We start from the raw sequence: 14,735 nt of genomic DNA, 5'->3' as shown, positions 1-14,735 counted from the left end.
TTATTATTTCGTCATCCGCTAGCACCTGACTAGCAATTTACCTATCTAACGATTCACTTCTCTATGGTAATCCATGAATTTCTTGATGAAATTGTAAGGATCGATTAAGCCAATTTGACGGGCAAAGATATATAAATTTGATTCCCGTAAGAAGGCTCTCTGGATTAAACGATAATCTGTAGCGATTCTAATAGGTTGGGTATCAGCGATTAATTCGCCCTCAGATAATACCCAAGCGTGACGGGTAAATTCTAATACTAGGTCCGTGTTATGGGTATTGATGATAATCGCAATTTCCTGTTCTTGGTTAATTTGATATAGATACTGCATGAATTCATTGTAATGATGGTAGTCTTGGCCTTCAGAAGGCTCGTCAATAATTAATAGTGACGGCTTGTTGATTAAGGCAGACGACAACATAATTCGTTTTTGTTGGCCAAAGGATAACTGGCCAATTCGTAGTTCAGCAGCATAAATCAAACCCGTTCGTTTCAAAGAATCACGGATGACATCTTCTGCTACTTCCGCGGAGTAATTACAATTAGCGGCAATCCCATTCAGATAGTCTTTCACAGTGAAATCTAGGATGGATTGGTCGATATTTTGTTGGATATAGACTGTTTCCTGCTTCATTTGACATAGGTTATCGTCAGTGACTTCTTCACCTAACCAAGTCATCGTGCCCGAATCTGGGCGGATGTTTCCGTCCATCATCTGACCAAGTGTGGACTTGCCCGACCCATTTTTCCCGACAATGGCAATCATGTCACCCTTGAAAACTTGGGTCGAAATATTGCGCAAGGTGGCTTGGTCCCGCCATGGATAAGTGTAGGATACATTATCAAGGGTCAAAACAGGTTGGTCACTACGTTTTTGAACGAAATTTGGCACGGTCATCAGCCAGGATTCGATGGTTCGTTTTAGGTTAGGACCGTGTAAATAATTGACGTTTGATATGTTACGGACCTTGTCTAAAGGATAGCCAGTATAGCGAATAGCCGATACATAGGATGGCTCGCCAACACCTAAACTGTTTAGAATATTCCGCTTTAATAATTTCTCTGAATCCCCGTCAAAAATAACCCGACCTTCGGAAAGGACGATGACGCGGTCAACTGGACGGTATAAGACTTCTTCAATCCGGTAATCAACCATGACAATCGTAGCGTCAGTATTATGGTGAATGTCATCTACTAAATCGATGAAAATTTGCCCAGCGCGGGGTGCTAAATTGGCTAAAGGCTCATCAAAAATAAAGACGGATTGCTCATAGTTGACGTTGTTGACGAAATTTTGAATGTCTCTTTGCCCTTCTGAAAGGCGCTCTAAACTAGTATCCGCTTCGGTTGGATGTTCAAGAATACGGTACTTTAACTCTTCCGAAAAATTAGGGATATAATCACTTGACCGCTTGCGCTTGCCGTTTTCTTCTAGGGTTTCCTCCAAGTGATGGTCCACTGCGTCAGCCATAGCTGTTGCGTCCATGGTTTCCATTTCTAGGTCGTAATTGATAACCTCTCCTTCAATAGTCCCTTGAAATTCGTCGCTGGCTAATTTTCCGCGTAGGGCGCGTACTAGGGTAGATTTACCTGAGGCATTAGCCCCGATGATCAACACTTTTTCACCGCGATAGAATGTTAGATTGATATTTTTTAATGCCCGTCTACCTGCACCCTCATAGGTAAACGACATATTTTTAAATTGTATCCAAGGATTGGACATAAATCCATGCCCCTTTCAATAATATTTACGTGCGAATGGTTATATGAATCCTATCTAATAGCTGGCGAATCCCTAATTGCCGAAAGCAGCATCCACTGTATCGTATTTAGACCGTTTACCTAAAATACGCACTTCTGGTTCTAGGGCTACCTTATTCAGGTCCCAAATCACTTCTTGAATATGGTGGATCATGTTAATATAGTCAGTTGCCGTAGCACCACCCACGTTGATAATGAAACCAGCATGTTTTTTTGAAATTTGTGCACCACCAATAGTGTAGCCCTGTAATTCAGCTTCTTGGATCAGTTTCCCTGTAAAATGGCCTTCTGGTCGTTTAAAAACAGATCCGCATGATGGATACTCTAAAGGTTGCTTCGATTCACGAAGGTAAGTTAATTCATCCATTTTAGCTAAGATTGACTGTAGGTCGCCCTTTTTCAATTTAAAACGGGCTTCAACTACAATATCACCAGTTTCTTGTAGGTCAGAATGGCGGTAAGCGAGATTTAGGTCTTCGTTCTTCAGCGTATACATACGGCCAGCTTTTGTGACTACGTCCACTTCCACTAGGACTTCAGAAATTTCGCCGCCATATGCACCTGCGTTCATGTAAACAGCGCCACCAGTGGATCCTGGAATACCACAAGCGAATTCAAAACCAGTCAAGCCTTCAGCACCTGCCGAACGACTCACGTCGATGATTTTAGAGCCAGCGCCAGCTTTAATGTGTGTACCATCAATTTGGATATAATCCATTTCAGTCAGCATCAAGACCACGCCTGATACACCTTCATCTGAAATAATCACGTTTGATGAGTTACCAAGGACTAAGATTGGTTCGTGGGCTTTATTGGCAAAACGAACAAGTGCTTGGATTTCTTCTGGTGTCTCTGGGAAAATTAAAACATCCGCTGGTCCACCAGTTTTTGTATAAGTATAGTTATTTAATGGTTCGTTGAATTTTATCGTTGATTGGGGAAATGCTTTACGCAAATCATTTAAAAACATGGTAAATTACCCTTCCTGGTAATATATTTAGCAGTAATAAAAAAACAGCAAAAATTGCTGATAAACTGCTAGTTAAATCTAATTCATAATAACACATTTTAACGCATTTTTACATTGTGTTAAAGGGTTTGTGTGGCAGATTCGTTAACAATTTCTTAAAAACATGTTATAGTATTATTCTAATTAGTGACAAATTGTCACAACTTGTAATATGAAAGGACCACTCCATGAATAAAATCAGACAAAATGCCTTAATGATGCTCGCTTTAACCTTTATCTACGCAGGTTTGCAAATTGCCCGTCCTGCAGCGGATCTAGCTTGGACAAACATCTCACTATCAATCATTATTCCAATCATTGCCATGATTTTCGCCTTTAATGAAAAAGACAATAAATGGCGTTGGTCCCTTGTAACAATTGAAGTCATTTTATTGATTGTGATGATCGCTATGGCAATTCTTAAGTAGTATTTGTATTTTAAAAGGTCGAGACTGAAAATGGTCCCGACCTTTTTATATTTTCGATATGCTTATGCCTGATCTTGATTTTCGACAGCTAAGCCCATCATGACTAAATCATGGAAGGCGTCGTCATGATACATCCCTTTAGGTGTTACCCCAATTTCTTCAAAACCAAATTTCTCATATAGGCTAATGGCCCGCAAATTATCTTTAGATACTTCTAAACGTAAATAACGTAAGATATCATTTTCTGTTGCCCAGTCAATCATATCTTCCATCATAACACGCGATAAACCCAGTCCCCAGAATCGACGTAGAATGGAAATGCCTAGTTCACCCATATGCGCCACTTTAGCATATTGTTCTGCGCCAATGCTTGCAACACCAATAATATCATCCCCTAATCGTGCAATTAATACACGGTTATTCAACGCTTCTTGTAAAGATTTCAAATAACGGGTTTCTTGTTCTTGGTTGATCCCTAAACCTTCTTCACCGAATGAAAGGAAATCTGTTTCACTACCCACTTCTTTATAGAAGTCTAATAAGGCTTTCGCATCTTTAGGCATAGCGTCTGCTAGGGTAATTTCTAATTGTTCTTTTTTCATATTGTCTCAATCCTTCTATGTGACTATTCGTAAAATTGGCTGTTTGCTTAAGTGAGGTCAGCCACTACCCCATCATACAACGCTTGTCCGCGCGGCCCTTCATAGGTTAAGGTTACCTCACGACTGGTTTCAGAAGATGCTGTTAAGGTTAACCAAATATAATCTTTAGGTAAATCTTGAACAACAAATTGAGGCCATTCGATAATGGTTACCCCCTCGCCATTAAGGTAATCTTCTAAACCTACACTATCTGAACCTGTTTCTTCTAATCGATACGCATCCATGTGGTATAAAGGGATGTCGTTGTCTTCATATTCGCGAATAATCGTGTAAGTTGGGCTTTTAATGGCTTGATCAATACCTAAAGCCTTGGCAAAATACTTGGTGAAAGTTGTTTTTCCCGCACCTAAATTTCCTTCCAAGCAAATAATGTCCCCTGCTTGCACTTGGGTCGCTAATTTTTGGGCAAAAGCATCTGTATCAGCCTCACTCGCCCATTCAAGTCTATAAGTCATATGACACCCTCTCTCCCTTATATTATCTCTATTTACTTTACTAAAAAATCGAAAAGACTACAAGGTTCAAGCATTCTTTCATCATTAGTATGAGCCGAATTATAATTAACGCCCTGTCACTTTAAGTTCTCTTTTCGAATGATTTAACTCTATGTAGTCAATGTATTCTTCATTTTGTAACCTGCCCACGACGATATCACTAGACACTTTAATGCGATTTGAAAAACGTATAATCGCTCCTTCAGAAAAGTTCTATACTTTTAAAAAGGATTCATATTCACCTAAAGTAAATGCTCGTAAAGTATCTAGATTGCGATTCAATTTAGCTAGCCATCTCATCACCATGCACGGAGGTTGTCTTAGAAAATCGAAATATTTTAACCTATTAGGTAAAAAACATTTTCACCTTCCTAACAAAAAGAGAAACAGCAAAATTGCCATTCCTCTTTCACTATTGTTTTATTTATTTGCTTTAGTCTTCTAAGATGGCTTGGTTAGCTGTGATGATAGCTAACTTGTAAACATCTTCTTCTACACAACCACGTGAAAGGTCTGAAATAGGTTTCGCCATACCTTGTAAGATTGGACCAATTGCTTCAAAGTTACCGAAACGTTGTGCAATCTTGTAGCCAATGTTACCTGATTGGATTTCTGGGAATACGAATACTGTTGCTCGACCAGCAACGTTTGAATCTGGTGCTTTTTGTTTTGCTACTGCATCTACAAAAGCCGCATCAAATTGTAATTCACCGTCAATTTCAAATTGTGGTGCTTTTTCTTTCGCAAGACGCGTTGCTTCAGCAACTTTTTCTTGCTCTGGAGATTTTGCTGACCCTTTAGTTGAGAAGCTTAATAAAGCAACTTTTGGATCAATGTCAAACATCGCTGCTGTTTTAGCAGATTCAACTGCAATTTCAGCTAAACCTTCTGCATCTGGGTTGATGTTGATCGCACAGTCAGAGAATAAGTATTTCTCTTGGTCGCGGCCACGCAACATGATGAAGGCACCTGATGTAGACTTAACGCCTGGTTTTGTTTTAATAATTTGTAAGGCTGGACGGACTGTGTCACCTGTTGAATGACGGGCACCTGATACTAAGGCATCACATAGACCTTGGTATACCAACATCGTACCGAAGTAGTTTTCATCACGTAAAATTTTACGTGCTTGCTCTTCCGTAGCTTTACCTTTACGCCGTTCAACAAAGGCTTCAACCATTTCGTCGAATGCATCGTAGTTGTTTGGATCAATAACATCAATTTTATTGATATCAAAGCCACGATCATGCGCGATTGTTTTTAATTCTTCTGGGTTACCTAATAAAACCGGTTCAAGAACCCCTTCAGCTTTCAAACGCACAACAGCACCTAGAATACGCTCATCGTACCCTTCTGGGAAAACGACACGCACATTTTTATCTTGGATCTTGGCCTTTAAGCTATCAAACATATCCATTTTTAACATTCCTCCTCAGAAATTTAAAACGCTTACTATCCTTATTTTACACGATTTCAAAACATTTGTCATAACAATTACTGCAAAGATGTGCTGACATTAAATTGCAGACGCTCAATCAATTATTCGCCCAATTTTGAGCGCAAATCTGTTGATTTTAATACAAAATTGCTTTTGATTCTTGGTCAGCAGAATCTGCGAATTTTTGATACATCAAAAATTTTTCTTTGTATTTGTCAGCCATTTTCCCCTCTGGCGCTATAGTGGAAAATGAAAAGTCTTGCCTTAAGCTAGGCCCTTCCACAAGGACACCGGCCCCAACCAAGCTCGCGTCGTCACCTGACACATATTGCAAGGTTATACCCATAATATTTGCAATCCATTGGCCAATTTTTGGGTCCGTGAATATTTTTCCGTTTACCTGAATCATTTTTTGTTCTAAATCAACGGTCTCAAAGACCATATCCACCACTTGGCGAATTTCAAAAAAGACCCCTTCAAAGACAGCTTTAGCCATATCTAGCTGGCTAGTGTGCCCTTGAATCCCTTTAAATTCAGCTTGTAAGTAGGCATTCCAATATGGGGCTCTTTCTCCGTTTAAGAATGGTAAGAAGTATGGACCGCTAGCTGAAAAATCATGCGCCAAAAGGGTGGCTAACATATCTGAAAAAGATTGCCCTTTTGCCATAAAGCCCAAGTGTTGATAACACCAATCCAATGCGTTCCCGGCGTTATTAACTGGCCCACCGACGATATAATGGGGCTGGTCGTCCGCGATATAGGTGAAAATCCGACCACTTTCATGCAAGAATAATTGGTCAGTTAAGGTCCGGACAGCTGCTGAGGTCCCAAAAGATAGGACGAATGGGCTAAGTTCCCGGTCCCCTTGAATAGCGTAGGCTAAATTAGATAGGTTGGCCAAGGCACCGTCAGTTGATCCTGCCAGTATGTGGAAGTTGTCAGCTAATCCTAAGGCCTTGATAAAGTCAGATTTTACAGACAATGCTTTGGTTGAATCGACTAATGCTGGCAATTGGTTTTCAGTCAAACCGACCACCTTTAGTAAGTCTTTTGACCAAGTATTTTGGACTATATCCAACAGTCCCATAGAAGATGCCGTTGCCCGGTCAATTACAAACTCTCCCGTTAACTGGCGGATAATATAGGCTTTGATGTCCATAAATACCACGGTTTCATCTGTAAATAATTCCGGACGGGCCTGGTTTAGATAAGCCAATTTCACAAAGGGGTTCATGGCATGGATTGGCGTCCCTGATTGAGCGAAAAAGGCGACCGCTAGACCTGATGCCTGCATTTCCTGCGCCACATGCTTAGTCCGCAAATCTGCCCAAGTCATGGTATTTTGCACAATATCTCCCTCTTCGTTCATTGCAAGCAAGGCATGCATCTGGCTTGAAAATATCAAGATGTTGACCTCAGGATACTTGGCTTGCATTGCACTGAGTAAGTCCACGAATTGTTGGAAAACGACTAGCGGATCACTTTCATGCTTACCCTCGCTATCTTGTTGAATGTGATTGCGCGCTTCCATTGTATCCAATACCCGGTATGGGGTTTCCATCAAGGCAAATTTTAAGTTGGTTGTGCCAAGGTCGGCGACGAAATATTAAAAGTGTTGCATGATGATTCCTGCTTTCTAAATGCATTTATTTTCTCCTGGGAAAAACAGCTTGATTATCGAAAGCCATTTTTCAATAGGAATATGTTACCTCTATTTAACCACAAAAAAACGCAATGAAGCCACGATAAATGATTACCGGACGCCATTGCGCTTGTGCTAGTTTATTAAAGTGTTCTCAGCCAAATATTAACGGATTTCAGCTGCTAATTCATTTGTTAGTGCTTCAGTGATACGAGCAACATCTTTGGTCACTTCTTCATCTGTTAAAGTAGCTTGGGGGTTCAAGTATTTCAAACTGTAAGCAAGTGATTTCTTACCGTCTTCAATATTTTCACCTTGGTAAACATCGAAGATTTCGATATCGACTAAGATGCCACCTTTAGAAGCTTTTTGAATAGTTTTCACTACATCCGCATTCGACACTTGGTCTGACACAAGGATAGCGATATCCCGGTCAGAACCTGGGAATTTAGGGATTGCTGATTGTTTCACTTCTACTTTTGGTAAGGCATAAATTTCATCTAATGAAATTTCAAATACTAGGGTATCTTTCAAGTCATGTTTGTCAGCAACACTTGGGTGTAATTGCCCGATATAACCTAATTCAATACGTTCGTCAGATTGACCCACTGCATAAATTTTGGCAGTACGGCCTGGATGCATATCTGCTAATTCTGACGTTGCTTCAAATGCAACTGCCACATCAAGATTAAATGAATCTAAGATGCTTTCAACTACACCCTTCATGTCGTAGAAATCAACAGCTTTCGCTTGGTGGCTCCACGTTTTCGCTTGCGCGTTACCTGTCCAAACAGCCGCTAAATGTGTTTCATCCAGTGGTAGGTCAGCATCGGCCCATTTGAAGACACGGCCCGATTCAAAGATGGCTACATCAGAAGTTTTACGGGCTACATTGTATTGAACAATTTCAAGTAAGGCACTTAAAAGATTTGTCCGCATGAAACGACGGTCATCTGACATTGGTAAGTCAAGAGCAACTGGTTTCGCGTTCGCCATTTCCAATACCGTTTGATTGTCCCCAATTAATGAGTAAGCAATCACTTGGTTAAATCCTTCTGCCAACATTTGGTTATTGGTACGACGTTTGAAAGCTTGCCAGTCAGTAAGACCCATATTTTGCGCATTTACTGAAGGCAAGCGAGAAGGAATTTTATCATAACCATAAATTCGTGCAATTTCTTCAACTAAGTCCGCTTGAATAAGTATATCCCAACGACGCGCAGGTACGGAAACCGTGAACTCATCGGCATCACCAGATAGTTCAAACTGTAGCTGATCAAAGATTTGTTGAACTTCCGCGAAAGTTAGGTCCATACCTATACGTTTATTTACATAAGCAAGACTCGATGTTACTAGAATTGGTGTTAAATCAATAGCAGATACACGTTCAAAGCCTTCTACCAATTCACCATTAGCCAAGTCAGCAATCATTTCAGCTGCAAATGCACCTGATTCAGCAATTGTCGCCTTGTTAATGCCACGTTCGTTACGCATAGATGATTCAGAATGCAAGCCGTTACGACGAGCAGTTTTACGGATGTGGATTGGTTCAAAGTTGGCTGCTTCAATCAATACATTTGTTGTATTTTCATCGATTTCAGTATCTAACCCACCCATAACACCAGCTAATGCAATTGGTTTTTCACCATCAGTAATGACGATATCAGAATCTAGTAAGGGACGGTCCACTTCATCAAGCGTGACGATTCGTTCGCCCTCTTTAGCTAGACGCGTCTCGATTACCTTGTGATCTAATTTATCATAGTCAAAGGCATGTAATGGTTGGCCATTTGCAAGTAAAACGTAATTAGTAATGTCCACTACGTTATTAATTGGACGGATGCCAGCAGCCATCAATCGTAATTGTAGCCATAATGGTGATGGTTCAACAGTGACATTTTTCACCAAGAAAGCATTGTATTCAGGTACTAATTCAGTGTCTGCAACTTTCAAGTCAATCGCGCCTGCTAAATCTTTACCGTCATATTTAGTGATATCTGTGTAGTCAAATTTTGGTTGACGGTTGTATACAGCCGCTAATTCCCAAGCTACACCACGCATAGAGAAGGCATCTGCACGGTTTGGTGTAATATCTAATTCAATGATTGGGTCATCTAATTTTAGGTATTCTACAATATCCATACCAGCTGGTGCTTCTTCAGGTAAGACCATAATGCCGTCAGCGTATTCTTTCGGAACGACACTGTTTGAGAAACCAATTTCTTCAAGTGAACAAATCATCCCTTGAGAAACAACGCCACGCATTTTACCTTTTTTAATTTTCACATTGCCCGCAATACGAGAGTTTGGTAAGGCAACGATAACTTTTTGACCTGCAGCCACATTTGGAGCGCCGCAGACAATTTGGAAAGGCTCATCTTCGCCCACATCAACAGTCGTAATTGACAGGTGGTCAGAATCTGGATGTGGTTCGCAAGTTAATACGTGGCCCACAACAATTTTCTTCAATCCAGTACCTAGGGCATTTACGCCATCAACCTCAATACCAGTACGTGACATACGTTCCCCAATATCTTGCGGATTCAAGTCAGCAAGATCGATAAATTCATTTAACCAATTATATGATACTTTCATTAATTGCTACCCCTCTTCCGTAAATTGTTTTAAGAATCGTAAATCATTTTGGTAGAAATGACGAATATCATCAATACCATACTTCAACATGGCTACACGGTCTGGCCCTAATCCAAAAGCAAAACCTGTATATTCGGTAGAACTAATCCCAGCCATCTCAAGGACTGAAGGGTGAACCATACCGCCACCTAAGATTTCAATCCAGCCAGATTGTTTACAGATGTTACAGCCTGCCCCACCACATTTGAAACAAGTAACGTCAATTTCAACAGATGGCTCAGTGAATGGGAAATAAGAGGGACGTAAACGTACTTCAGTTTCTTCCCCAAACATATGACGGGCAAATAATTCTAAGGTACCTTTTAAGTCAGCAAGTGACACATTACGGTCAACAACCAATCCTTCAATTTGATGGAATTGTTGTGAATGTGTCGCGTCATCATCATCACGGCGGTAAACTTTACCCGGTGAGATCATTTTTAATGGGCCCGCTTCAAAGTCGTGGGCATCCATTGCACGCGCTTGTACGGGTGATGTATGGGTACGTAATAAGACCTCGTCGTTGATGTAGAAAGTATCTTGCATGTCACGCGCTGGGTGGTCCTTCGGTAAGTTCATCCGTTCGAAGTTGTAGAAATCAGACTCAATTTCTGGCCCTTCAACCACCTCGTAACCCATAGAAATAAACAAGTCTTCAATTTCTTCCATGACTTGTGTCAAAACGTGTTTGGTACCTGTTGCTGGTTTTTCACCAGGTAAAGTAACGTCAATCGCTTCTGCTTGTAATTGTGCTTCAAGCGCTGCTGCAGAAAGTAATGTTTCTTTTTCACTTAACTTGCCGTCAGCTTTTGCTTTCAATTCATTGGCGTAAGCACCAACTTTTGGACGCTCTTCTGCTGATAAATCACGCATACCACGTAGGGCTTCCGTAATGGGACCCTTTTTCCCTAAATATCTCACACGAACAGCTTTAATATCAGCTAGTGATTGTGCTGCATCAATTTCATCCATGATTTGATTTTCAATGGCTTTTAAATCATCAATAATTTGCATTTTTCCATCTCCTGACTTTTATCCTTTTATGAGTGTTTCTTACTGTGAGTATCAAGACCAATAAAAAAAAGGTCCTCCATCCCCTAAAAAAGGGACGAAAGACCGTGGTACCACCCTGATTCCGGTATAGTTAGTCCATACCAGCACTCATTGATCGTTTTAACGGGGCGACCGGACCTGCTTTCAAATAGCACAGCTATTCTCCCGCAAGCCTACTCAAGAAGTGAAAATGTTTTAACTATGTAGGTAAGATTCCCAGCAGCACTTACTCTCTAGACTACATCTTTGTTAAAAATTGTCTTCTGTTAATGTAATTTCTCTTTATATTTTAGCGATTTTACTTGGTTTGTCAACCTTATTCGGCTGGATCAACCCATTCATCTGCCCAAAGATGTAAATTGTTGAAGATTTTTTGTAGGTCTTGTCCTTTTTCAGTCAATGTATAAACGGTAATGTTGTGACCGTTTGATTCTGATTCTTCTTTTCGGACGATACCTTCTTCTGTCAACTCACGTAGGCGTTCAATTAAAACACGATCAGAAATACCGTTGATTGAGTCACGTAATTGACCAAATCGTAAAGGTGTTGCCAGCAATACTTCAATAATTAAGCTGTTCCATTTTTTACCAATCACTTTGCAAGCATGTTCCATCTTGCCACACATTACCGGTAAGTCTGGTTGTTTAATGGTAATTTCCATCTTGATCAATCTCCTCTTGCGTTTCTACTAATTCTTCTTTTTCTTCTAAAGAGACATCTTTACTACTTGTGCTAGCAAGCGCTGGAATAACCAATTTACCGACGAAGTTCCTAAAGGATTTCATTATTTGTCTCTGTGATAAGTTGGCTAAACTCGGTTTTACAAAATCTTCAGTTGCAATATATTTATCCACGAAAGTGACCAGATAGGACTCTTTGTAGCGAGGAAAATGTGGGGTTGCGAGCCACATATGTTTTAAAATGATATCTTCTTCAACAGATGATAAATCCGTCACCACAAGAGCATTCATTAAGGCAATTTTAGGATGGTTCCTTAAGTGAGATCCTTTAGAAAAAGTAACCTCACCCGGCACATAATAAAATAAATCATGCAATAAACCCGCCCGCGCACAGGCCTTGTAATCCCATCCTAGTGACCTAGCTACTTTATATGACATATAAGAAACTAGATAGGAGTGGGTTAAGCGATTGCCGTGGACATGTTGCTTAAAATAAGCCAAGTCCGTAACGAAGGGATGATCCTTAATATCCGCTATAATCTGCATATACTCTGAATCGTCTTCCCAAAAATAATGTTCTTGTTCCGTCACGATAATCACCCTTTTTTCCAACGAATCCATACATCAACTGATTTCTACATGCTAACTTAATTCATTGCAAGGCTTGCGGCAAATACTGTCATGTCTTGCGATTGAGAAGAAAATGATTTAGTCATGGATAGGAAATTGATACATGACTATCGCACCAGCAACCGCTACATTCAAGGATTCTGCTGAACCAGACATGGGGATATATAAAGCCATATCCGCTAATTGACTAGTCGCCTGGCTCACGCCATTTCCTTCATTTCCCATAACCAAGGCCCATTTCCCTTTAGCTTTTAAGTCAAAAGCGTTGCTCGCTTGAGCTTGGTTGTTTAGTTCTGTTGTTGTAATAAAATAGCCAGCCTCTTGTAATTGTGGAATGACTTCTACTAAGTCAACCTCATAAGTATTCACGGCAAAATGGCTACCTTGCATCGATCTAAGTACCTTGTCATTATACAAGTCCACTGTTCCAGACCCTAGTAAGACATCACGGTAACCAAAGGCGTCCGCAGTACGGATTAAGGTGCCTAGGTTTCCAGGATCTTGCACATGGTCTAAAATCAGTAATCCTTTTGATAATTGGTCAATGTCCAATGACTTAGCTTGCGGTAAGCTGGCTACTGCGAAGATATCTTGGTGGTGATCTGTCTGGCTTAGTGCCTTCGCCACCTCAGGCGTTACCTGTGTCAGCGGCAAATCAGCTTTTAAAGCTTGAACTTGCATCACATTTTGATGGCTACTCTCAGGCACGTAGTAAATCATTTGAATCTCTGCATCCGCCTTGATGGCCATCTCTACAAGATGTGGCCCTTCAAGCAAATACTGGCCTGCTTTTTTGCGGCCTTTACGAGTAAAAAGTTTCTTTAATTCTTTAATCTGTTGATTTTGAACAGATGAAATTAAGCGTTCTACCATAGGCTTATGTGTTTTCTGGCTTAATCAATTCGTAAATGGCTTCAGCGTAGATAGCTGCTGATTTCATTAAGTCACGAACCGCAAAGAATTCATTGGCTTGGTGCATAGTGTCTACTGAATCTGGGAATAATGCACCAAAGGCTACACCACGTTTGAGTAAACGGCCATAGGTTCCCCCACCGATTGAACGTTCTTGCCCTTTTTCGCCTGTTTGATTTTCATAAACAGCTAGTAAAGTTTGCACCAAAGGATCATCTGCTGGTACGTAATGCGGTACTTTATTGGTTTTCGTACCGTCTACAAAGTTGTAGTGGTAAGTTTCTCCGTGGGCCGCAAATGTTGCATCAATTTCACTATATTCTTTACCACGTGGTACACGAATATTTAAGACAGTGTATAATTTGCCGTCTTCTTCGCCAACCAAACCTGGGTTTACAGTCACTTTACCCATAATTTCATCTTCATGGGCAATACCTAATTTTTCACCATTAAAGTCTAAATGTAATAGGTCACCTAAGAATTTCAATAGATCATCTTGGGCTAAATCATCGTCTAATTGTAATAATAATTTAGATAAATATGTTGCCGCATTATATCCAACACTTGGATTCATTGCGTGAACGCCTTTACCTTCAACAGTAATTGCCGTTGCATCAGCGTCTGGACTTACAATGATTGTGATTTCTGGATTAGCTGCTTGGAAATCGGCAACGATTTGGTTGACATCAGAGGTCAATCCAGTCACAACTGCATGTGCTTCACCCGGTACCATATTTTCACGAAGACCACTTTCAAATGAAAGTAATTTTTCAGAACGACGGTCGAATATTAGCTTAGCTGAGTACATCCCTTTTTCCCCATTAATAATTGGGAAATCGGCGTCTGGTGAGAATCCAAAATCAGGTTCATCTTCAACTTCAAAGTAGCGTGTGACACCTTGCCATTCGCTTTCTTCGTCTGTACCAACGATGAAACGAACACGTTTCTCAACTGGTAATCCTAATTCTTTGATGACTTTCAAACCGTAGTAGGCAGCCATTAAAGGACCTTTATCGTCTGAAGCACCACGGGCATAGATGCGGTCGTTGATAATTTCGGGTTTGAATGGATCAGTATCCCATTTATCGTCTACTGGAACAACGTCTACGTGGGCTAAAACACCAAGCGTTTCATCGCCTGTACCGAATTCAGCATGACCTGCAAGGTTATCGACGTTTTTAGCTGTGAAGCCATCGCGTTCAGCAATCTTCAAGAAAGTTTCTAATGCCTCTTTAGGGCCAGGTCCAACAGGTGCCTCTGCACTTGCTTTACTGTCGTCACGCACACTGTTTACGCTTAATAATGTAAATAAGTCATTGATTAAGTCATCTTTACGATTGTTGATTTCTTCTTGCCAATTAATTGTCATTTAGAATCCTCCTAGAATTTTATA

Annotated in this window: 13 protein-coding genes and 1 pseudogene; 1 reads left to right on the top strand and 13 read right to left on the bottom strand. The window is 40.5% G+C overall.

Annotated features, from left to right (window positions below; genetic code table 11):
- Nucleotides 1–45: 45 nt before the first annotated feature.
- Together A6J77_RS07515 and murB are read right to left on the bottom strand one after the other, a co-directional pair.
- Nucleotides 46–1,722: a DUF3744 domain-containing protein gene (locus tag A6J77_RS07515; RefSeq protein ID WP_083069596.1), complete on the bottom strand. Its 1,677-nt coding sequence runs from the start codon at nucleotides 1,720–1,722 to the stop codon at nucleotides 46–48.
- Between the two features lie 72 nt (nucleotides 1,723–1,794).
- On the bottom strand, nucleotides 1,795–2,730 hold the full coding sequence (gene murB / locus A6J77_RS07510; protein ID WP_083069594.1) for a UDP-N-acetylmuramate dehydrogenase: 936 nt from the start codon (nucleotides 2,728–2,730) through the stop codon (nucleotides 1,795–1,797).
- A 227-nt stretch (nucleotides 2,731–2,957) separates the two neighbouring features.
- On the opposite strand from murB, the gene A6J77_RS07505 reads away from it, so the two are divergent.
- Complete coding sequence (locus A6J77_RS07505; RefSeq protein WP_083069592.1) at nucleotides 2,958–3,197, top strand: TraX protein; 240 nt, start codon at nucleotides 2,958–2,960, stop codon at nucleotides 3,195–3,197.
- 62 nt (nucleotides 3,198–3,259) lie between these two features.
- Here the strand turns inward: A6J77_RS07505 and A6J77_RS07500 are convergent, their stop codons facing one another.
- From A6J77_RS07500 to pepV, 11 genes and pseudogenes are all read right to left on the bottom strand, one after another.
- A complete protein-coding gene (locus A6J77_RS07500; RefSeq protein WP_083069590.1) occupies nucleotides 3,260–3,799 on the bottom strand; it encodes a GNAT family N-acetyltransferase in 540 nt (179 codons plus the stop codon).
- Between the two features lie 47 nt (nucleotides 3,800–3,846).
- Nucleotides 3,847–4,314 carry a tRNA (adenosine(37)-N6)-threonylcarbamoyltransferase complex ATPase subunit type 1 TsaE gene (gene tsaE / locus A6J77_RS07495; protein WP_083069588.1) on the bottom strand — a complete coding sequence of 156 codons (468 nt, stop codon included), beginning with the start codon at nucleotides 4,312–4,314 and terminating at the stop codon, nucleotides 3,847–3,849.
- Nucleotides 4,315–4,786: 472 nt separating this feature from the next.
- Complete coding sequence (pta, locus tag A6J77_RS07490; protein ID WP_083069586.1) at nucleotides 4,787–5,770, bottom strand: phosphate acetyltransferase; 984 nt, start codon at nucleotides 5,768–5,770, stop codon at nucleotides 4,787–4,789.
- A gap of 157 nt (nucleotides 5,771–5,927) precedes the next feature.
- Nucleotides 5,928–6,692 carry an FGGY-family carbohydrate kinase gene (locus tag A6J77_RS09515; protein ID WP_259799394.1) on the bottom strand — a complete coding sequence of 255 codons (765 nt, stop codon included), beginning with the start codon at nucleotides 6,690–6,692 and terminating at the stop codon, nucleotides 5,928–5,930.
- A pseudogene (locus A6J77_RS09510) lies at nucleotides 6,693–7,379 on the bottom strand (FGGY family carbohydrate kinase); the annotation flags it as partial. It abuts the gene before it with no gap.
- Nucleotides 7,380–7,598: 219 nt separating this feature from the next.
- Nucleotides 7,599–10,028 carry a phenylalanine--tRNA ligase subunit beta gene (pheT, locus tag A6J77_RS07480; RefSeq protein ID WP_083069584.1) on the bottom strand — a complete coding sequence of 810 codons (2,430 nt, stop codon included), beginning with the start codon at nucleotides 10,026–10,028 and terminating at the stop codon, nucleotides 7,599–7,601.
- Between the two features lie 6 nt (nucleotides 10,029–10,034).
- Nucleotides 10,035–11,081, bottom strand: a complete 1,047-nt coding sequence (gene pheS, locus A6J77_RS07475) for a phenylalanine--tRNA ligase subunit alpha (protein ID WP_083069582.1) — start codon at nucleotides 11,079–11,081, stop codon at nucleotides 10,035–10,037.
- Nucleotides 11,082–11,436: 355 nt separating this feature from the next.
- A complete protein-coding gene (locus A6J77_RS07470) occupies nucleotides 11,437–11,781 on the bottom strand; it encodes a winged helix-turn-helix transcriptional regulator (protein WP_083069580.1) in 345 nt (114 codons plus the stop codon).
- Entirely contained in the window at nucleotides 11,765–12,421 is a 657-nt protein-coding gene (locus A6J77_RS07465; protein ID WP_396122123.1) for an HD domain-containing protein, read from the bottom strand. Before A6J77_RS07465 ends, A6J77_RS07470 begins: the two co-directional genes overlap by 17 nt.
- Nucleotides 12,422–12,508: 87 nt before the next feature.
- Nucleotides 12,509–13,303, bottom strand: coding sequence for a TrmH family RNA methyltransferase (locus A6J77_RS07460; RefSeq protein WP_083069576.1), 795 nt, complete (start codon nucleotides 13,301–13,303; stop codon nucleotides 12,509–12,511).
- A 4-nt stretch (nucleotides 13,304–13,307) separates the two neighbouring features.
- Nucleotides 13,308–14,711, bottom strand: a complete 1,404-nt coding sequence (pepV, locus tag A6J77_RS07455) for a dipeptidase PepV (RefSeq protein ID WP_083069574.1) — start codon at nucleotides 14,709–14,711, stop codon at nucleotides 13,308–13,310.
- Between the last annotated feature and the right edge of the window lie 24 nt (nucleotides 14,712–14,735).

This window comes from Aerococcus viridans (assembly GCF_002083135.2).
Lineage (GTDB): Bacteria > Bacillota > Bacilli > Lactobacillales > Aerococcaceae > Aerococcus > Aerococcus viridans_C.
Note: the sequence above shows the minus strand (reverse complement) of the source record. Positions and strands in the feature narration are given on the sequence as shown.